The organism is Bradyrhizobium sp. Tv2a-2, from assembly GCF_000472425.1.
Taxonomy (GTDB): domain Bacteria; phylum Pseudomonadota; class Alphaproteobacteria; order Rhizobiales; family Xanthobacteraceae; genus Bradyrhizobium.
Genome location: NZ_AXAI01000041.1, coordinates 1 through 18,781 on the forward strand (window position 1 = coordinate 1; position 18,781 = coordinate 18,781).

Annotated in this window: 18 protein-coding genes; 4 read left to right on the forward strand and 14 right to left on the reverse strand. The window is 60.3% G+C overall.

What is annotated here, in order from left to right; translation table 11 throughout:
- The first annotated feature begins 22 nt into the window (after nt 1-22).
- Entirely contained in the window at nt 23-484 is a 462-nt protein-coding gene (locus A3AI_RS0139210) for a MaoC/PaaZ C-terminal domain-containing protein (protein WP_024516769.1), read from the forward strand.
- 191 nt (nt 485-675) lie between these two features.
- On the opposite strand, the gene A3AI_RS0139215 is transcribed toward A3AI_RS0139210, so the two are convergent.
- The 3 genes from A3AI_RS0139215 to A3AI_RS0139225 all read right to left on the reverse strand — a co-directional run bounded on the left by A3AI_RS0139215 (nt 676) and on the right by A3AI_RS0139225 (nt 6,586).
- A complete protein-coding gene (locus A3AI_RS0139215; protein WP_024520721.1) occupies nt 676-4,017 on the reverse strand; it encodes an AAA family ATPase in 3,342 nt (1,113 codons plus the stop codon).
- Nucleotides 4,018-4,221: 204 nt separating this feature from the next.
- Nucleotides 4,222-5,646 (reverse strand): DUF1254 domain-containing protein, encoded by a 1,425-nt coding sequence (locus A3AI_RS0139220; RefSeq protein ID WP_051382735.1) that lies wholly within the window; start codon nt 5,644-5,646, stop codon nt 4,222-4,224.
- A 118-nt stretch (nt 5,647-5,764) separates the two neighbouring features.
- Nucleotides 5,765-6,586 (reverse strand): hypothetical protein, encoded by an 822-nt coding sequence (locus A3AI_RS0139225; protein ID WP_156928146.1) that lies wholly within the window; start codon nt 6,584-6,586, stop codon nt 5,765-5,767.
- Between the two features lie 1,616 nt (nt 6,587-8,202).
- Between A3AI_RS0139225 and A3AI_RS0139235 the strand changes: the two genes are divergently transcribed.
- Nucleotides 8,203-8,559 carry a hypothetical protein gene (locus tag A3AI_RS0139235; RefSeq protein ID WP_024520725.1) on the forward strand — a complete coding sequence of 119 codons (357 nt, stop codon included), beginning with the start codon at nt 8,203-8,205 and terminating at the stop codon, nt 8,557-8,559.
- Between the two features lie 55 nt (nt 8,560-8,614).
- Here the strand turns inward: A3AI_RS0139235 and A3AI_RS0139240 are convergent, their stop codons facing one another.
- From A3AI_RS0139240 to A3AI_RS0139250, 3 genes are all read right to left on the reverse strand, one after another.
- A complete protein-coding gene (locus tag A3AI_RS0139240) occupies nt 8,615-9,964 on the reverse strand; it encodes an MATE family efflux transporter (protein WP_198030342.1) in 1,350 nt (449 codons plus the stop codon).
- Nucleotides 9,965-10,110: 146 nt separating this feature from the next.
- Nucleotides 10,111-10,803, reverse strand: coding sequence for a glutathione S-transferase family protein (locus A3AI_RS0139245; RefSeq protein ID WP_024520727.1), 693 nt, complete (start codon nt 10,801-10,803; stop codon nt 10,111-10,113).
- A 16-nt stretch (nt 10,804-10,819) separates the two neighbouring features.
- The gene (locus A3AI_RS0139250) at nt 10,820-11,071 is read right to left on the reverse strand and encodes a DUF1127 domain-containing protein (RefSeq protein WP_024520728.1); all 252 of its coding nucleotides are present in this window, start codon (nt 11,069-11,071) and stop codon (nt 10,820-10,822) included.
- A gap of 118 nt (nt 11,072-11,189) precedes the next feature.
- On the opposite strand from A3AI_RS0139250, the gene A3AI_RS0139255 reads away from it, so the two are divergent.
- Entirely contained in the window at nt 11,190-12,107 is a 918-nt protein-coding gene (locus A3AI_RS0139255; protein ID WP_024520729.1) for a transcriptional regulator GcvA, read from the forward strand.
- 272 nt (nt 12,108-12,379) lie between these two features.
- Here A3AI_RS0139255 and A3AI_RS48480 read toward each other — a convergent pair whose 3' ends face one another.
- From A3AI_RS48480 to A3AI_RS0139295, 8 genes are all read right to left on the reverse strand, one after another.
- The gene (locus A3AI_RS48480) at nt 12,380-12,529 is read right to left on the reverse strand and encodes a hypothetical protein (protein WP_156928147.1); all 150 of its coding nucleotides are present in this window, start codon (nt 12,527-12,529) and stop codon (nt 12,380-12,382) included.
- A 28-nt stretch (nt 12,530-12,557) separates the two neighbouring features.
- Complete coding sequence (locus A3AI_RS0139265; protein WP_245287057.1) at nt 12,558-13,370, reverse strand: hypothetical protein; 813 nt, start codon at nt 13,368-13,370, stop codon at nt 12,558-12,560.
- Between the two features lie 25 nt (nt 13,371-13,395).
- Nucleotides 13,396-14,400 carry a YncE family protein gene (locus tag A3AI_RS0139270; RefSeq protein ID WP_245287058.1) on the reverse strand — a complete coding sequence of 335 codons (1,005 nt, stop codon included), beginning with the start codon at nt 14,398-14,400 and terminating at the stop codon, nt 13,396-13,398.
- A 38-nt stretch (nt 14,401-14,438) separates the two neighbouring features.
- On the reverse strand, nt 14,439-14,858 hold the full coding sequence (locus tag A3AI_RS0139275; protein WP_036051391.1) for a chromate transporter: 420 nt from the start codon (nt 14,856-14,858) through the stop codon (nt 14,439-14,441).
- 50 nt (nt 14,859-14,908) lie between these two features.
- The gene (locus A3AI_RS0139280; protein ID WP_024520733.1) at nt 14,909-15,853 is read right to left on the reverse strand and encodes a DUF1259 domain-containing protein; all 945 of its coding nucleotides are present in this window, start codon (nt 15,851-15,853) and stop codon (nt 14,909-14,911) included.
- 62 nt (nt 15,854-15,915) lie between these two features.
- Nucleotides 15,916-16,209, reverse strand: coding sequence for a copper-binding protein (locus A3AI_RS45645; protein ID WP_156928148.1), 294 nt, complete (start codon nt 16,207-16,209; stop codon nt 15,916-15,918).
- A gap of 101 nt (nt 16,210-16,310) precedes the next feature.
- Complete coding sequence (locus A3AI_RS0139290; RefSeq protein WP_349509717.1) at nt 16,311-16,598, reverse strand: hypothetical protein; 288 nt, start codon at nt 16,596-16,598, stop codon at nt 16,311-16,313.
- 14 nt (nt 16,599-16,612) lie between these two features.
- The gene (locus tag A3AI_RS0139295; protein WP_024520736.1) at nt 16,613-17,428 is read right to left on the reverse strand and encodes a chromate resistance protein ChrB domain-containing protein; all 816 of its coding nucleotides are present in this window, start codon (nt 17,426-17,428) and stop codon (nt 16,613-16,615) included.
- Between the two features lie 317 nt (nt 17,429-17,745).
- Between A3AI_RS0139295 and A3AI_RS0139300 the strand changes: the two genes are divergently transcribed.
- Nucleotides 17,746-18,780: a Cj0069 family protein gene (locus A3AI_RS0139300; RefSeq protein WP_024520737.1), complete on the forward strand. Its 1,035-nt coding sequence runs from the start codon at nt 17,746-17,748 to the stop codon at nt 18,778-18,780.
- Nucleotide 18,781 lies beyond the last annotated feature (1 nt).

Here is an 18,781-nt window from a genome sequence, read left to right on the forward strand (position 1 = left end):
TCGCTTGGTAGAGGATTGACCGATGAGCAGCGGATACTTTGAGGATTTCGAAATTGGTGATAGCCGCAAGGCTGGTCCCTATCTGGTCTCTAAGGCCGAAATCATTCAGGTCGCGAAGCAGTTCGACCCCCGCCCCTTCCATATCGATGAAGAGGCTGCTGCTCGTTCCGTCTTTAGGGGATTGACGGCATCTGCCGCCCACACGTTCTCGATCTTCATCTTTCTAACCAATAAAGTGCAGCCACCACTCCGTGCGCTTGCCGGACTAGGTTATGATGAGCTGAGGCTGCCGAACGCTGTTCGCCCAGGCGACGAGCTAGACCTCGAGTCGATCGTCTTAGAGAAGCGAGAGTCGAAGTCGAGACCAGATACGGGAATCATTCGCAGCCAACCCCACCTACGCAACCAGAGGCGCGAAACAGTGTTCCAGTGTGTCAGCAGTGTTCTCGTCGCAAGGCGACCGGCTGAGAAAGCGTCGACGTAACGGTTAGCCGGGTACGCTCGGTCGGTTTTCGATCAGATGTCTGCTCAGGGTCATCAGCGTCGGTTGGGCGTCTTACCGGCATTTCCGCTCTACCCCTTAAAGCCGACATTCGGATGATCGCCGGAGTTCGTCGGTCTGGGCCAGGAACGGACTCATGCGCCGCAACAAATTCGGGGGCATCTAACTCGTTGTCAGTCGTGCAGCTCGTCGAGTAGCGCCTTGGCCTGCTTCAACTCAGGTACATCAAATCCTTCGGTGAACCAGCCGTAGATCGGCGCGAGAAGATTGCGGGCTTCGCCGCGCTTATCCTGCTTACACCAGAGGCGCGCCAAGTTGATCGATGCCCGGAGTTCCGAGAACTTTGCGCTCTGGAGCTTCGCTACCGTGATTGCGTGGTGATAGCTCCGCTCGGCCGCGGATAGGTCGCCCGTAGCATTCAGCAAAAAGCCTCGCAACGAGCGCAACGAAGCCTCGGGCTGCCGTTCGTCGGTCGCCTCGATGATCTGTGCGGCCTCGGCGAGGCAGTTCAGTCCGTCGACGGGCTGCCCGAGAATAGCATGGGCCCAGGCGAGAGAAATGAGCGCCCCCGGCATGCTTGCGACAGCTCCGGTAGCACGTATTCCGGCGATCCCCCGTGTGATCTGCGAGAGGCCTTCCTGTCCCTGTCCGAGCGCGGTCAACGACATTCCGCGCAACACTGTTGCCCAAGCCAAATAAAACGGCAAGCCGTGCTCGGTTGAGAGGGCCAATAGTTCCTCGGCGTGCCGGTGCATCTCAGGCGAACTAGTCATCCAATCGACTGAGCACGCAGTAAGGAGCACTTCAGCTTTCGTAAGAGAAAGCATGGGCTGGCGGGCCTCCGACAATGCCTCGTTCAGCCGCGACCGTGCTTGATCGATGTAGCCAAGAAACGCCAGGGTCCGGGCGAGGTATGCGAGGTTCAAAGCATAGGGAACGCTGCGAAGCGCAGGATCAGCGAGGCCATGACACCGCTCCAGGAGTGCACGGGCGGCAACGAAGTCCCCGAGGTGGAGGCGGGTAAGCCCGCTTGCCCAGCGACCCCTCAATTGCACTGAAACATTGTTGTGCGCCTCGCCAATTTTTTCCATCTGCTCGGCCAACGGCAGCGCCAGCTTGTGCTCGCCCCGGTTCCGATGAAACACCCATTGGCCGAAGAACACCCGCCTGAGGTAATCGGGTCGGTCAATCTGCTCGGCCAGCGCGCGCGCTCGGGCGTAGGTCGAGCCTACCTCGGGTGCAGAAAAGCCTTTCGCGAAACTCAGCGCGGTTCCAAGTGCGAGTTGCAGGTCTAGCTCCAGTTGTTGGCGCCCAGGTCCGTCCGGCAGGCCATCCAGCACGTCCAGCCCCTTCCGCAGCTGGGCGGCCGCTTCGCTCGTCGCCGAGCGTTCGAGCGACTGCCGACCAGCCTTGAGCCAATAAACGACCGCCTTCTCCGCAAGCTCGGCTTCCGCACAGTGCCGGGCAAGCAGCGCAGGTTGGGCCACCACAATCTCTGGAAATTGGTCTTCGAGCGTCGCGGCGATTCGAGCATGCAGTTGCTGGCGCCGGCTGCGTAATAACGTGCCGTAGGCGGCTTCCTGCACCAGCGCGTGCTTGAAGGTGTATTCCGCATCGGGGGCCATCCCGCGCCGGAATATCAATTCGGCGTTCACGAGCTGCGCCAAGGCGTCATCCAGCTGCTGTCGCGGCAGCGCCGCCACGGCGCTGATCAGCTCGTGCGAAAATTGTCGTCCGAGAGTGGCGGCGATTTGCGCCACGTCACTTGTCGGCGCCAGGCGATCGAGCCGCGCCAGCAGCGACTCCTGGAGGGACGTCGGGATCGCCAGCGGTGTAACTGGACCGGTCGCCACGTACCGATCGCCGGCTTCCATGAGCACGCCGCTCTCGACCACCGCCTTAGTCAGTTCCTCAATGAACAGCGGCACGCCGTCGGTCCGGTCGAGGATCTGTTCGGCGATCTCCTGAGGCAAGAGCTTGCCGCCGGTGACGTGCACGATCATCTCGGCGCGGAGCCGGCGCGGCAGGCGATTAAGACTGATCAGCGCCACCTGCGGACGGCCGACCCAGGGTGGCACGAATTCCGGGCGGAATGTGACGATCGCAAGGAGCGGCAGGCTCGGTGCTCGCTCGACGATTAGCTCGAAGAGTTCGAGCGAGGTGGGGTCGGCCCAATGCGCATCCTCGGCCACGAACAGCACCGGTTGACGCGCCGCCAGCCCCTCGACCTGCGCTACAAGCGCCCGCAATATCTTCTCCTTGCGCTTCTGCGGGGTGAGGTCGAGCGTGGGAAGGCGGTTGCCGATTGGAATCGACAGCAAACCCGCCAACAGGGGCACGGCCTCGCCGAGGTCATTCGCCGCCAGGGCGAGCACCGCCTCCAGCCTGGTCAGCCGTTGCTCGTCCGTGTATTCGCGCCGGAACCCAGCCGCCCGTTCGATCTGCGTGATGCTTGGGTAGAGCGCTGTATCTTGGTGATGGGGCGAGCAGAACAGGCGCAGGCGCGTGTATGGCTCGCCGCTCAGGCGCTCGAGGATGGTCTCGGCGATCCGTGACTTGCCGATGCCTGGCTCGCCCGAGAGCAGGACGACGGAGCCCTCGCCACCCTTCGCCTGCTTCCAGCGGCGCAGGAGCAGATCAATCTCCTCAGCGCGCCCGACGAGCGGCGTCGTGCTCCCGCGCAGCGCCTCGAACCGGTTCTCAGCAGCGCTCGCGCCCAGCGCCTGCCATGCCTGGACGGTCTCGGCGAAGCCTTTGAGCGCGACTGTCCCGATATCGCGATAGTCGAAGAAGCCGCCGGTCAGCCGGCGCGTGCTCGAAGAAATCACCACCGTACCGGGTTCAGCCAGCGCTTGTAGCCGGGCGGCAAGGTTCGGCGTCTCGCCCACCACTTCATGCTCCTGGACAGATCCACCGCCAATGAGGTCGCCAACCACGACAATCCCGGTGGCGATACCGACACGCACCTGCAAGGGAACGCCGGCGGCGGTCTTAAGCTTCGGCGTCTCCTCGACCAGCTCAAGGCCGGCCCGGACGGCGCGCTCGGCGTCATCCTCGTGGGCATGCGGATAGCCGAAATAAGCCAAAATCGCGTCGCCGATATACCTGGCGACGAAGCCCCCAAAGCGGCCCACGGTCGCTGCGACGGAATTCTGATAGGCGGAGATAACTTCTCGCAAATCTTCAGGGTCCATGCGCGTGGACAGTGCCGTTGAGCCGACCAAATCGGAGAACATCACTGTAACTTGGCGGCGCTCGGCGCGGTCTTCGGGAGAGACGCTCGGGGCACTGGACATGGGCGCCGCGTCAGCGGAAGGCGCGTTGCCGGCCTTATCAGCGCGCAACGCAGCAATGGCATCCAGGAGCATCCGGCGGTGACCGACAGGACCAACGCCGATTTCCTTCAGGTCCTCCTGTGTGAGGCTGAGCAGGACCTGCTCGTTTATCTCGTTATCGCGGAATGCCGCCTCGTACCTCTCGAGGCCCAAGCTCCGCAGCCAACCTCCGACGTCCATGACGGCGCACCGGTTCGCTTAGCGCTTCATGATCCTCTACGCGAGACAGCCTGTCCAGGGGAATGACCGGTATGGGTCGACTCGGAAGTCGTGGCCAGTCCGAGCCATGTCCGGTTTACCCCTAGAAGCGGCGGAAAAGCCGACATGCCAAATACCGACGCTCTGGGCCAGAAGCCGACGAACTAGCGACGAACGGAATACTCGCTAGACACGCTTGACCGGGGGCGGTGCCCATGTGCCGTCCGCAACCTCTTTCCTCGGCGCATAGAGGCGCAACGCGAGCAGCATTCCGCCTTGCTTGGGCGCAGGCAACCAGTTGGCCTGTCGATCCGGAGACGGTGGTTCTGCTTGGACGTAGATCGTAAGCGATCCATCCTCGCCGAACTTCATGCCGCTGCGGTCGCCAAGCGCGTAGCGATTAATGGAGTTTGGAATGAGGTAACTATCCGCATCGTACGCGGTCAGGGACCAGAAAGCGCCCGCGGGCGGCATTTCGTTCTTTGCAAAGCGCACCTCGTATTTGTTCGCGCCATCGAGTAGCTTCCCGTCTCCATCGGTCTTGGCGACCGGGTAAATGGCATCCTCGGGCAAATTGCCGCCGACACCGAAAAACGTCCAAGACGCACGATATGGGTAGTTCGTGCCGTAGCGGCCCATATCGAGCGTAATCTCCCAACCGTTCACATTTTTGCCGCGGATCGTCTCGCGCGTCAGCTTCTGCCCTTGCGCGACGCCCTCCTCAATCGCCTTACGAACCTCGGGGCTGAAGGTCACCATACTGAATGCTGCGCCGGGGGCGATACCGAGCCGCGCGAGGCGCGCCATGATCTGCGGGTCGGCAGGGTCTGGCGGGTTATCGACCATGAGCGCGTTCAAACGGCTAAAGAACGCCTCGGGAGGCATTGCCAGAACCTGCGTGGTGACCGGCGTTTTCGTGTCCACGCCCACCTTGAGCGGCACGTCAGCGGGCGGAGCGTAGCCCTCGCCCCACGCCGGCAGCGGCGTCAATTTGTATTTGTCCTGCAGTGCGTGCACAGCCGCGTAATCGTCCTTGCCGCCTGTGTAGGTACGGCCGCCAACCATTACGAGCGCCGTCGGCATGCGCAGTTCGGTAAGGCCGGGAGGCAGTGTTCCACTCCACTTCGGCCCGACGATTGCGAAAGTGCCGCCTGTGCCGCCGACCGTTCGCGACCCCGGTGCATGGGGCACGTTGTTCCACGCGTCGACCAATTGCATGAGCCAATAGCGACTGCCCATGTCGGGGACGGATAGCACGATTGGACCATTCGAAAGGTCAAGTTGCGCGAGCGAATACAGCGTGTCGACGTTGAAGCCCACGACCGTTCGGTTCGAGGCATCGGGAAATTCCCGGTAGTGTGCGAACTGGTTGACGGGCGCGAGGTGTCCTTCAGGCTTCGTAGTATGGGTCAGCGCGTCGATCTGCTTCTCGATGTAAACGAGCGGCATGCCAAACACCCAGGCGTCGCGCGCTAGGGTACGAGCCTCATCGGGCGTCAGCTTCTGATCAGCCTGCGCGAATGCTGGAAAGCTTCTGATGGGTAACAGCGTCGCCGTCGCGGCGAGCAGCACCGTGCGTCTATCGAAGGCCGGGGATATTTTTTTCTTCATTGCTCACTCCCGAGTTCCCAAAACGAGGGATCAGGATAGCAATTTTGGTACGCATGTCGTGTACAGTTTGGGTCGTGCCGAGTTCCGCTGTGGGTCAGACTCGGAAGTCGTGACCTGTTCAAGCTAGGTCCGCTTTTACCCCCGACAGCCGACATATAGACGAACGCTGGTTTGCGTCGTCGGCTCCGGGTTCACTGAAATGCCCTCGCCAGGAATCCTCAGCTATCGGAGCGTAGCACCGGCCTGTGTAGCGTTGCCACGCAGGTAGATAGAGGCCACCCTCTTCAACACCACCGAAATCAGGACCATGCTTGAGGACTTTATTCGGCGCTTGATGGATTCGATTGTTCGCCCGCGAGAAGCCGTTGGTTAGCTTAAGGTCTTTCAGAAGCCGCAGCAGGGCCGTCCTCTTTGACTTTATCTCATCACGAAATTCAGGTTGAGGTATCCAGCCCGCGGGCTCTGGTCCGCTGAATGTCTCGCCACCGGTGCGCTTTCTGTTTGAGCAAGCAATTAGCAATATCCTGTCGGCCAAGTCGTACCCAGAGGTCGTTACCGGGGGTCTTGAGGCGCGGCTTATGGTGCTGTAGCGCTGTTGAATTTCTTTGAGGATGAAGTCTGCAACCTCAACTTGGGCCTCCTTCGTTTTAAGAAACCCACGATGCGTGCCGCTAATCACACCGGCATAGATGTCGTCCCTTGTGTACGCATCCTGATCATGTGGCGCGACGAGTTCGTCGTTTTCAATCTCATAGTGGATCTGCTTCGTGCCGTTAATGCCGCGCTCAAGAGCGGCCTTGCGCGCCTCACCGTAGCGTCCAAAAACGAAATCGTTAGTAAGTTGGGCAACCTTTTGTGTGAGAGCGCGCTTGATTTTGTTGGCTGCCCAAGCTTTCCATCCTTCACGCAAGCCGCTTAGAGGTGACCCAAAGGTGATCACCCCTAGGATATGTCCTAGGATTTCGGAATCCGCAGGCGATTGGAGCAACTTTGTGCACACGTCGCGGGCTACGAGACCGCCCATACTGTAGCCAACGATGAAGATTGGATCGTGTTGCGGGTAGACGTTTTTGATTTTAGTAAGAATCTGAGCGGCGCTTTTTTCTATATCCGCGTTTCCCCGTATTTCGCGCTGTACTCCAGGGCAACGGTGCTAAAGCTCGAAAGAGCGGATTTGACGTAGACGGGAACGTCGCCCCAATGCGACCTGTCGCTCCGTAGTCCATGCAGAAAAGTGATCAAGCCGCTCATAGGCACGCCTCATTAGCTCGGATTCCGAGGAGGAGATTTCAGATAACGGAGGGGGTTCGGGAAGGAACTGCCGGTAGGCGCAGATTCGTACACGCTCGCGAGTCGGTCAAGGAGCGGGGAAATGGTGCGCGCATGCAAATCGGAATCGCTGTCCTTCTAAAAATGCGCGTGTCAAAAATCTAAATGGTCGTTTAGAGCGCAGCGACTAGGCTGAGTAGCCGAGGTCAAAAAGCAGGTTCTTCGAACCCCGTGGTCTCGCGATGCCGCAGTGCTCGGTTGTCGGGATTCACCTTGGTTCTCGGAGAGGGATTCGGAACGGCTAAATCCCAAGTATCTGATCGGCCTGTAGTTTCTAGAACCGTACTATTCGGCATGGTACGAAGCTTTGGCGAAAAATCCGTTCTCCGGGCCCTGTGAGCGCCGCGGCGGCACGATTCTCCAAATTCTCCAGCACGAAAGCTCTGCAAAAACAGTGGGATTTTTAGCGGTCCTGCCGCCTACTCGCGTTGGCCGCTCTGATCGCCTGGCGGAGGGAGAGGAACTGGGATCGAACCTTCTCCACGCACTCCAGAGTATTCTATAGGGCTTAGTGGGACCATTATCCAAAAAAACTGGGGAGCGACTGCGGTGACAATGCCGATTATGCAAAGTCACGATAATGACTCCCATTCTTATCCAATACGCGCATTTTGCGGTGACAGACTCCATTCGTTTCAGTTTGCCAGAGCGAATGCTTCGGCTCTGGGCGAAAGGCACTGTGGCAGAGGGAGAAGGCGAAGACCGGTTAGCCGATCGATGCAACTTTCCGAAGAGCGTAGATGTTCGCGGTAGCCCGGCTGTCGTACAATAGGTCGGAAATTAGCCAGGACCTCCAGACATGGCGCAATCCCAAGTCTTCATCGGCTGTTCGTGCCATCGATCGATCGGCCGCCATTCTGGGAAGTGAGATTGATCTCATTTTCGCTCTTCAGGCTGCGCGCCGGCACGACGATACTTGAGTTCGGCACGTCCGGTCGGTCAGTTGGAATTTCCTCGGATGGCTGGGGACAACAATCTGCTCGTGCGTCGGGAGCGAAAGCATCACAGAGGCAATGAGGCCGCCGCGGAGACAGAACTGCACCGCCGATCATTTCGAGCCAAGTTCATAGAGCCACGGAGCCGCCTTCCTGCCTCCGCGCTAAAATTTACTGCGTTGCCGAATAAACCGCCGCGCTTTCGGATTATTCCGCGCCAGGATCGCCAAATGTAGATCATCCCGAAGAAGCTGATATATTTGGATATTTGATCCATAGTGAGGAGCGTCAAATGATAGTTCGCATCCTCTTATTGGCCGTCTCCATTCTGCTATTGAGCGAGCCTCCAGCCATCTCCAAAGGCAGCGCTGTCTTTCATGAGGCTGTGTACGATCCTCATCACATCACTGATTTGCCTGCCGACGTCCGGCAGTACATCGCAGAAATCTGCAGGGGAAAGGCCAGCGCCGCGCATGACTTCGCGACCTACTCTCCACGCGAAAAGCGTTGGCGGATCAATCTTGAGTATCTTCAATGCGGCGGCCTCGGCGAATTTCGCCGAGGAAACCAGTGTGAGGATGTAGACTTCATCGAAGCAGGCTCACACTATCGCCTCGCCTCGAAGGCATACCGAGCTTGCGGCTTCTGAGCCCACATAGTGGCCGTTCTTAGTGTCCCAATCGGCGCGAATCGATGACGTCCGATTAAGACGCGGACGGCGGTGAAACTCCGATGACGGCAAGCGTGGTCAGCCCCGCGTAGATGCAGAAGCCGGCGCCAATGGCTGCAAACAAGCCGGTCTCGCCGAGACCGAACCCATAGACCGCTGCGAGCCCCGCGCCCGCGCTCACGAGCAGCCGCACCGCGTTCGCGATCATCGCGGCGAAGCCGCGGCCGTATCCTTGACAAACAAAGAACAGCCCAAGGCCAAGACCGAAGAAGACATAGAACGGTCCGACGATTCGCAGATACATGGCGCCAAGCCGCGCAACTTCGGCGTCGTCGCTGAACAGGCGCAGCCACATGCTGGGACGCGCCCCCACTATCAGTCCCACGATACCGCAAACGAGCGCGATCGTTGCCGCGCCCGTCCAGGCGATCCGGCGAGCACGGTCAAATTGCTGCGCGCCCCAATTCGTCCCCACCATAGCTACGATAGCCGTTCCAAAGCCGAACGCGATGGGCTGCATGATGTATTCGAGCCGCGACCCCATCGCGTAGCCGATTGCGGCTTCGGGCCCGAACTGGCCGGCGATTCCAGTCAGCACGACCACCGACAGGTTCGTGATCGCGGTATTGATCAGGCCCGGCACGCCGACCTTGAGAATATCGGCGAACAATGCCCATCGGGGCGCCACTCCGAAGAAACTCAAACGAACGATCGAACGGGACGAGCGCAGGTAGCCGATCATCATAAGACTTCCGGCACCGAAGGGAATCACCAGTCCCCATCCGGCACCCGCAGGCCCCATCGCAGGAAACGGTCCATATCCGAACATCAGTGCAGGCGCGAGCGCGATGTGAGTGATCACGCAAGCGACAAGGACGCCCGCATGCAGGCCCATGTTGCCTGTTCCGCGCACCGCGTTGCCGAGCAGGTTGAGCACGGTGATACAGACAGCGCCGCCGAAGGCTGCGTTCGCGTACGACCGCGCGTCGATCAACATTTTGTCGCGGCCGCCCATCCATCCGAAGAGAGAAGGAGCGGCGAGCAGCATCACCGTCGAGAAGATTGCGCCCAGCCCAACGGCAAGCAAGAACGCGTGGAACGTCAGCTCGTCGGCCCGCTCGCGATTTTCCGCTCCGAGCGCACGCGCAACGGCTGACGACACGCCTGCGCCCATGCCGCTATTGGTGGTTTGCAGAACAAGCATGATCCAGGGAAACGCCAGTGACGCTCCTGCAAGCGCATCCGTTCCAATTTTTCCTAGGAAGAAGCCGTCGAAGGTGATCACGGCGACGAATGCGATCAGGTTGAGAATATTTGGCGCTGCCAGCCGCAGCAGCGTCGCTAGGATCGGTCCCTCCAGCAGCAGTTTCGTTCGAGCGGGCACCGGACGCGCCACGGGCGGGGCCTGCGGTCCCCCGAACATCAGCAGCGGAGCGATTTTGCAAAATGTTGCCGGGGACGATGCAATCCTATAGGGCATCTGGATCATCAGAAAGTGCGTGCGGGATGAGGATTCATGAACGTGACATTTCAGTATTTCGGCCTATGTGAATTCGCCCATTCGCGCGCGTGAAGAATGGGTTCGCGCCGCGGCAGGATCGAACGCTGCTTCTTCGTGGCGGGCAAATTCTCCATGCGCTCGCGCCAACGGCTGAAGGCTGGGAATTTCGGATACAACTTGCCGCCTTCCTCGGTGAGGCTGAACGCAAACGTGCTGGGCAGGATAAAGAAGTCGGCAAGCGAGAGCTCGGAACCGAGCACGTAATCCTGCCCGTGCGACAGCTCGCGCTCGAGAACGCCGAGTCCGAGCTCGACCTTGGGCATCGCATGCGCCACCACTTTTTCGTCGGATGCTATGCCAAGCTCCGGAAAGACAAGCCGCTCATGCGTCACGTGATAGATCATGTAGGGGTAGTAGTAGGAATTGACTGCGCTGATCCACTGGTTCATGCGGCCGCGGGCGCGCACGTCCTGCGGCGTCAGCTTCGGGCCGGCAAAGGCTTCGTCGATATAGGAGACGATCGCGCTGGTCTCATAGATGGTGAAGTCGCCGTGACCCAAGATCGGCACGCGATCGAAGGGGTGCAACGCCAGATGTTCGGGCTTGCCCATCACCGTTTCAAGATCGTGAAAGGTGTAGGGCACGTTCTTATGGGTCAGCACGAGCCTCACGATGTTGACGAAGGTGCTTCGCGGAAACCCGTAGACGATCGGATCTGTCATTGAAATTCGCTTTCAATCATATGGAATGAATGTAGACATCGGTCAGCTCGAAGATGGACCTCCCCGCTTCTTCCAACGCCTCTTCCCGGGTCACTCCGATATCCGCGAGCAGATGAGGATCGTCGGCGAGGTCGCGGAGCAACTTGCGCTGGCTGTGCCGAGCCAATCGAAGGCTCCATCGGCGCCAGCCTCTGGCGAGCGCCGCTCCCCAATTTTTCTGATGAAGTCGCGAGCCCGGTGGGGCCGGCCGCATGATCAGCGTCAGCATCGACAAGCTCCGAAACTGGTGAAATACTGGTTTAGAACTTTTCAATAGGTCAGCCGGTGAGTTGCCGGCAAACCATGCTTTCTCTTGCTTGCCCCAGTTTTTCTAATGAAGTTGAGCGATGCGCCCTCGCCTGCCGGCATTGAACAACCTGAAAGCATTCGAGGCTGCTGCTCGCCACGAGAGCTTTACGCGTGCCGCTGAAGAGCTCTGTGTGACACAAGGCGCGGTGAGCCAGCAGGTGAAGGCTCTTGAAGAAGGGCTCGGCATCAAGCTATTCAACCGCGAACGGCAACGCCTGATCATCACCGAGGCTGGCCGCGATTATCTCATGGTCGTGCGCGATGCGCTCGACCGCATAGCCATTGGCACCGAGCGGCTGCTACAGCGTCAGAATGCCGGTGTGCTGACAGTGAGCACGTCGCCGGACTTCGCGGCCAAGTGGCTCGTGCACCGCCTGGGCCATTTCGCTGAGGCGCATTCCGGTATCGACCTGCGCGTCTCGGCGACACTGCATCATGTCGATTTCGCGCGAGAGGAAGTTGACCTTGCCGTGCGGCACGGTGAGGGTAGTTGGCCGGGGCTTGATGCCGTCCAACTAAGCGCTGAGCAGCTCTTTGCCGTTTGCAGTCCCAAGCTCCTGACTGGGCGCCAACGGCTCAGTAAGCCGGCCGACATCCTGAAGTTTCCACTGATCCATCTCGATAGCCGAGCCGATTGGACAAGATGGCTGCGCGCGGCTGACGTTGACGATGCAGGCGCCGCCCACGGCACGGTTCTAAACCGGGCAAGTATGGTGATCGACGCCGCCATCAACGGTCAGGGCGTGGCATTGGCGCGAACCACACTGGCGGCTTGGGACCTGATCAACGGTCGCCTGGTGCGGCCCTTTCTGGATTCGCTGCCCCTGTCCAAGACCTACTGGATCATCTGTCCGAAGGCGACTTCGAACGTGCCCAAGATCGTCACCTTCCGGAGCTGGTTGTTGGCTGAGGCGACGGAAGACGCGCGTCGCCTGAAGCTGGCGCTGCGACCATAGGCTCGAAGCCGACCGGCAATTAGGTCCCACTCGTCTTTGTCGGGCAGTTCCGCATGTTGCGTTAGGCTGGCAACACACATCCGTGATCTCTGAACCAAGCCCAGAACGCGCCGTTGAAGAAGGTGCTCCGACGAAGGAGAAGGCTCATGAGGACTTTTGTAGTGCGGGCTTTGTTGGCCGTTTCCCCGCTCGGTTTCGCGATCGCTCCAGCGGGATTACCGCCGGTTCAAGCCCAGTCCACCCCCGTTCAAACGGAACAAACGCTTCACCAGTCAGATCAATCCCGAGACCGGGATCGCAGTCGCGCGGAAGACGTCAGGATTGGGCGCGATTGGAAGGCTCAGGGAGGCGAGAACGCTCACGTCGGGCCCGCTTCGGCGGATCAGGATCACCAAACCATAGGCCGCAACTGGCGCGCGCATCCCGACAACCGCGATCACTAGGCTTAGGCTATCGAGGTAAAGTTGGTGACGCTCGGCGCTGCGCGTGATCTCCGAAAAAGGAAAGTGGAAAGCCGAAGGTCACGCCCGCGCGGATCTCGTTCACCGGGTGGCCCCCGGTGAGCGCGTGACGTACAGCGACATCGAAGCTGAGATCATCGCTCACGCGGTAAATCAGTCCGACCAAGCCGGAGAATGTTTCCTCCTTCCCGAACTCGTTCTCGTAGAAGACTTCGGCGACGGGGCGAACGGTCCACGTGTTTGGTCCTTCGACGATAGCGTCGAGGAAGAGATCGCCGTGATGGTCGCGGGTAAGCGCAGTCTGGGCATTCAGGTGGATAGTGCCCCAATCCCAGCGTTGCGAAACGATGCCGGCGAAGCTCGCGCCGACGCCGGAATCGCCGGTGCTGTCCGGAAGAAGGACGCCAAATTCAGTCGCAACGCTTGGGCCGGTCTTATCCTGCAGGCTCCCGGGTACGATCACGTGCTTGAGGAACGCTCCGGCTGCCGTCAGGCTCGTCGGTCCCATCGGCGAGAGCGGTGTCTGTCCCTGGCCTTCGAAGACGGCTTCCCAACCCTCGCTGAAACCGTAGTTGATGACCACGTCCGGCGCGATCAGGCTTGTCCCGCTCTCATCGTGCAAAGGTCCCGCCGGCTGAAATTCAATCTCCATTTCACCTTCCTTCGCGACCGCTGCATCGGTGCCGTCGAACGGGCGATAGGCCGACGCCGGAGTAGACCAGGCGACGAATCCCGATGCGACGATAAAGCCGGCCGCAAGGTGTCTTCGGAAGCTTCGAAAACTTCGAGCGCGTTTGGCCATGCGCCGGTTCCTCGCAAAATCCGTCTCAAGGCATTGGCTTGAACACCCAAATAGCGGCCGGCCCGGCCAGGCTGGTCCGGACTGCGACAAGCAGACGGTCCATCTCCGGTACGAAAAGCGATGTTCGCGCGCCTGTTGCGGTCGGTAGGCGCGCGATCCGTCGATAGAGCGAGCCGTCGATTTCAAATACGTCGACGTAACCTGCCCCGCAGCTCACATAGACGCGTCCCCGCCTCGCATCTACGAAGAGGTCGTCGACATCGCCACATGTCTCGGCGCGTGCGATCGGTTTTCCGTCCGTCGAGAAGACGGCAAGCTCGGCGGGACTGCGGTACACCAGGAGGACACGACTTCGCTCGCGATCAAGGGTCATTGCGAAATTGGCCGCCTTATCCATCCGCCAGTTAGCGAGCTGCCTTCCTGTACCACCGTCCACCACAGTGACCGCGTGCGCATCAGGCAGGTTGACGAAGATTCGACCAGTGTTCGGATCAATTTGGAAGCTTTCCGGATGCGCCTTCAGGGATATGGTTTGGACCTTTCCGCGAGTGGACGGATCAAGCACCGCCAGGCCGCCATCACCATAGCCGACGATGACGCGCTTTGCCGTCGCGTCGATGCGGACGTTGTCGGCATCGCTCCCGAGCTCGACGCGTCCAATTGCCTTGTACTCGTCGGCATCGTAAAACCGCACTGAACCATCGCGGGCATTGGCGACATAGAGGGTGTCGGTTGATGGCTCATAGCCGACGCCTTGCGGCTCACTCAGCCCGGATATGGTGCGAAGCAGATTGTGAGTGGCCAGGTCGACGACGCCGACACTGTCATTGCCGAGCTCGGCCACAAACACGCGCTGCCGCTTCACGTCAATCGCCAAATGATCGATCCGGCCACGCACATCACCGAGCAAAATCTTGGCTTCGAGTCGGAGAGGCGCCTTATCCTCTGGCGAGTGAGCGGCCGCCGCCGTGCCGGTGAGCATCATCATGCCTGCCGAGACCACGATCATCATCCGAAGCGGATGTGGCATTTCGTCCCCCCTTCGCTCAGTATGCCGGACGCCGCCCGTCAATCGAGATGTTCTGACGCCGTCGAGAACTGCTTTCCCGCCAGCAGGACAATCTTGACCTCCGGCCGATCCCCTTCCAGTTGTGGCATGACGCTGACGACGCGCACGATGGCGGTGACCGGCTGCAGGTCGCCGAGATAGACATAGAGCGCACCGAGCGCGGCGACGATAATGAAGTTCGGCAGGATGAAGGCCCAACCGCCGGCCCACGCGCCCCAGAAGCCGCCGCGCAGGTAGGAAATGTAGATGCCGACCTGAATCGCGAGCGGCCCGGGCAGCGATTGGCAGGCGATGGCCTCACGCATCTGATCCTTGGTCAGCCACTTCTTCCCGTCGACCAGTTCGCGCTCCATCTGGCCGACAAGCGCCACCGGTCCGCCGAAACCGAGACAACCGAGCCGGAGGAAATAACGGACCAATTCGCCTATCCGGCCCTGCTCGCGTTGTCTTCATAGTGCCCCCACCTTCCTCAGCTCTTGCCGCTTGCCGTCTTGTCGAGCGCCGCGCGCAGGCCCTTGGCGAGCTTGATCGCATCGTCATTGGCCCAGAAGTGCATGAAGAAGAGACGCGGCTCTTCGTCGAGCATGTGGCTGTGCAGCGCTGTCACCTCGATGCCGTGCGTCCGCAGCGCCATGATCACGGGATTGACCTCGTCGGCGGTCATCACGAAATCACCTGTGATCGCCGCCTTGCCGCCGTCGGTCGGCTGGAAGCCGATGCCGGTGGCGACGCCAAGCGGACCGGCCGGGCTCAAGGTCATGCCGTCTTGCTTGATCGGATCGCGCCTTGGCACGCCGAACTGGTACACGCCGCCATTGTCTTTCCCCTTGACGCCAATGATCTGGTCGAGCTGGGCGGTGTCGAGATCGACGGCCGGCGGAGGCGTGATCGAAGCGGCAACAGTGAGCGGCGTCTTGCTTTCAGCGAGCCCATCGCGGATGGCGGTCGCGATCTTGACGGGATCACCATGTCCGGCGACGTGCATGTAGAACGTCTCGGGGTTGGCGCGCAGCAGATGATTGTGGACGGCGGTGATCTCGAGGCCACTCGCGATCATCTTCGCCATGACCGGATTGATCTCGGAATCCAGCAGCACCAGGTCGCCCATCACCATGACGCCGCCTTGCATGGGCTTGAACGCGACCCAGCCGCCGAGCGCCAGCGCGGGCTTGATAGTCACGCTGTCCAACGTCACCGAAAGGTCGCTGCGCGGGAAACCGTAGCGGTGGACGTCGCCTCCCACCACTGGCTTCCGACCGAGGACTTCGTCAACCTTCTGCCAGTCGACATCCTGGGCATGGGCGGCCGAGACAAAGGGTTCGGTGAATACCCGCCAGTCGACATTTTGTGCCCCCGCGGCGGTCGTCAGAACAACGGCGACGATGGATGCCGTGGTCCAGAGCGTCTTGCGCATGTGTATCTCCTTGAATAGCTTGTTTGCGCTGCCCCTGTTCGTGCTTCCGTCTGGATCGCTGCCTATCGCTTCATGAGACCGACGATCGTCTTCGCTCCATTGATATTCTGAATGGTGACTTCGACCTTATCGCCGTAGCGCACCGCGCTGAAGAGAAGGCCGTCCTGGACCTTGAGTTCCTCGGCCATCGCCGACGATTGTTGGATCTTGATCGTGTCGTTACGTTCGTCGACGCTTGCGACGACGCCGCGAACGACCTCGGCTCGTGATGACGGAGCGATTCCAACAGTCTGGCTTGCCGCAGGCCGGGCCCGCTCGGCCTCCGTCGAATCGTCGGCGGCCGCCAGCGAAGGCAAGCTCATCCCCACAATGCTCGTGGTGATGGCTGCGAACACAAGGCGAATGATAGACGGCATCAAATGTCATCCTTTCAGCGTTGGTATTGCAGGATCCGCAACTAGCGATTCCGTTGCTTGATCTGACCGCTGCTATCGACGACAAGATCAACTTCCTTGCCGTCTTTCGTGGCCTTGACGGCTATGCCCTCGGCCGTCGACTTGCCTTCTCCGACTTGGGAATAGCCGGCGGCCTGGAGCTTGGCGACGAGTTCCTGCTGCGTCAGTGCGTGGGCCGGGACGAGCCAGCCCGTCATAGTCAGGCAAAAGATCATAGGTGAGATAGTTCGCATCCTCATGCTGCGCTCCTGTTTTATCCGCCCCATGTTCGATTGCACCTTCACGTGCATGGCCGTGATCCCGGTCACAGCTTCGCTTTGTTAGTGGGCCAGTTGTGAGTTTCTCTTATTGCGTCCCGACACCAGCGATAGAATGCGTCGTAGAGCAGAATGCCCGCGCTCAGTTGTTCAAGGTCATCGTCATACATGCGCGATAAGCCGAGCGACGCAGCGAGGAGGCCTGGCGCTTCAGGCGAAAGGTCTAGCCGTTCCGTATCAGCCGCGCGCACCATGGTTGCCAGTCGTTCCAACGGCGGAGTCGACAGCCCGAACTCCTGCACCATGACATCAAAGGTGCAGAGCTCGCCACGATGGCTCCAGAACACGTTCTCGATGTCGAACGGTACCGCGCCGAAGCGCTCAGCGACGCTGGGCACCTCGGGCGACGCGACGAACAGGAAGACCGCGGCGGGATCTACAAAGCGTCGGATCAGCCAGGGACAAGCAATGCGATCGATCTTGGGCCGCGCGCGTGTCACCCATACGGTGCGACCTCGCCCGTCACGCTTTGGGATCTTGTCGGCAGGAATCGTCGGCAGTCTCGCCTTGTTCCAGGCCATCTGCCCGCCTTCGAGAATTTCCGCCGCCACGTTGCTGTGGCGCAGCCACGCTGCCGTGCCTTCGCTCAGCTTCTGTCCTTCGTTACAGATCACGACAACAGATCGCCCTGAAAGACTAGAGGCCCAATCCTGGATGTCGTAGTGGGAGTGGCGCATTGCGCCGGGAATCAACCGCGGGTCTGCGGCGAAATCTTCATCGATGCGGACATCAACTAGCGCCGGCGCGCTCGCCGTACCGATGAGACGAGACAGTTTTTCTGAAGAGATCGAGGTATAAGACATGCTGCGCCCTTAGTGAACAGGACGCGATACTCCGGCATGTCGCCTCGCGGGGAGATCGCACATCCCCGGACTTCGAATAAAGACCCTGTGGCCAGGGCTGTCAACCTGACTTTGCCCGTCACGTTTCAAGGAATCCCGGAACTGGCGTCACGAAGAGTTCACCATGGCAAATAGGAACCGGTTGCTCAGAGCCCCTACGCCACGGTCTTGAAACGTCCAAACGATTTCACGTAGAGTCGTCGCACGGGGACGAGGCAGACTCCTCGCGAGACTCCGGTCCAAGCTCTGCGCAGCACGCAACATCGTGGAGCTTGCGCATGGACACCGAACGACAGCCACATCTCCGGCATTCCGTAGCTATCCTCTCGCGAGGCGACGCAGCCGCTCGGCGGGACGCGACCCCGCAGAACAGCCGCTTCGAGCACCTTTTCGAAGCGCTCGCCGACGTGGGGATCACGGCCCGCCCGGCGATCTACGATGAGAGCTTCGCCGAGGAGGTCCGCGAACAGTTGCTCGCGGCGGACGGCGTGCTCGTCTGGGTTAACCCAATTCAAGACGGTCGAAACCGCGCCGGTCTGGACGCCCTGCTGCGGGACGTCGCCGCACGGGGCGTGTGGGTCAGCGCTCATCCGGACGTCATCCTCAAGATGGGCACCAAGGAGGTTCTCTATCGTACCCGCTCGATGGGATGGGGAAGCGACACGGCGCTATATCAAAGCGCCGACGCGATGCGCGCCGAACTGCCGACACGGCTCGCCACCGGACCGCGCGTGATCAAGCGTAATCGGGGCAACGGCGGACAAGGCGTCTGGAAAGTAGAGAGGCTACCGACTTCCCCCATGGTAAGGGTGCTGGACGCGACCAAGGACGCGTCCGAGGAACTGACGCTGGATAATTTCCTCCGTCGCTGCGCGGAGTATTTCGAAAGCGGCAGCGTGATCGATCAACCATTCCAGCCGCGCTTGAGCAAAGGAGTGGTGCGCTGCTACATGGCAGGCGATCGTTGCGCGGGCTTCGGCCATCACAAGATCAAAGCCCTGGTCGACTCGCCGGCCGCGCGTTCTGAGGCCGGACCACGGCTCTACTCGTCCAACGAAAACCCGCGCTTCCAGCGACTACGTCAGTTGATGGAAGACGAGTGGACACCACAGCTAACGTCGTTGCTGGAAATCGCGAAACATGACCTGCCGATGATTTGGGACGCCGACTTCATGCTTGGTCCCATCACGAACGATGGGAACGACAGTTACGTGCTCGGCGAGATCAATGTCAGCTCCGTGTTTCCTTACCCGGATGAGGCGCCGGCGGAGATCGCCCGGCGGGTTGTCGATCGTCTGCAGTGTAAGCTTTGAC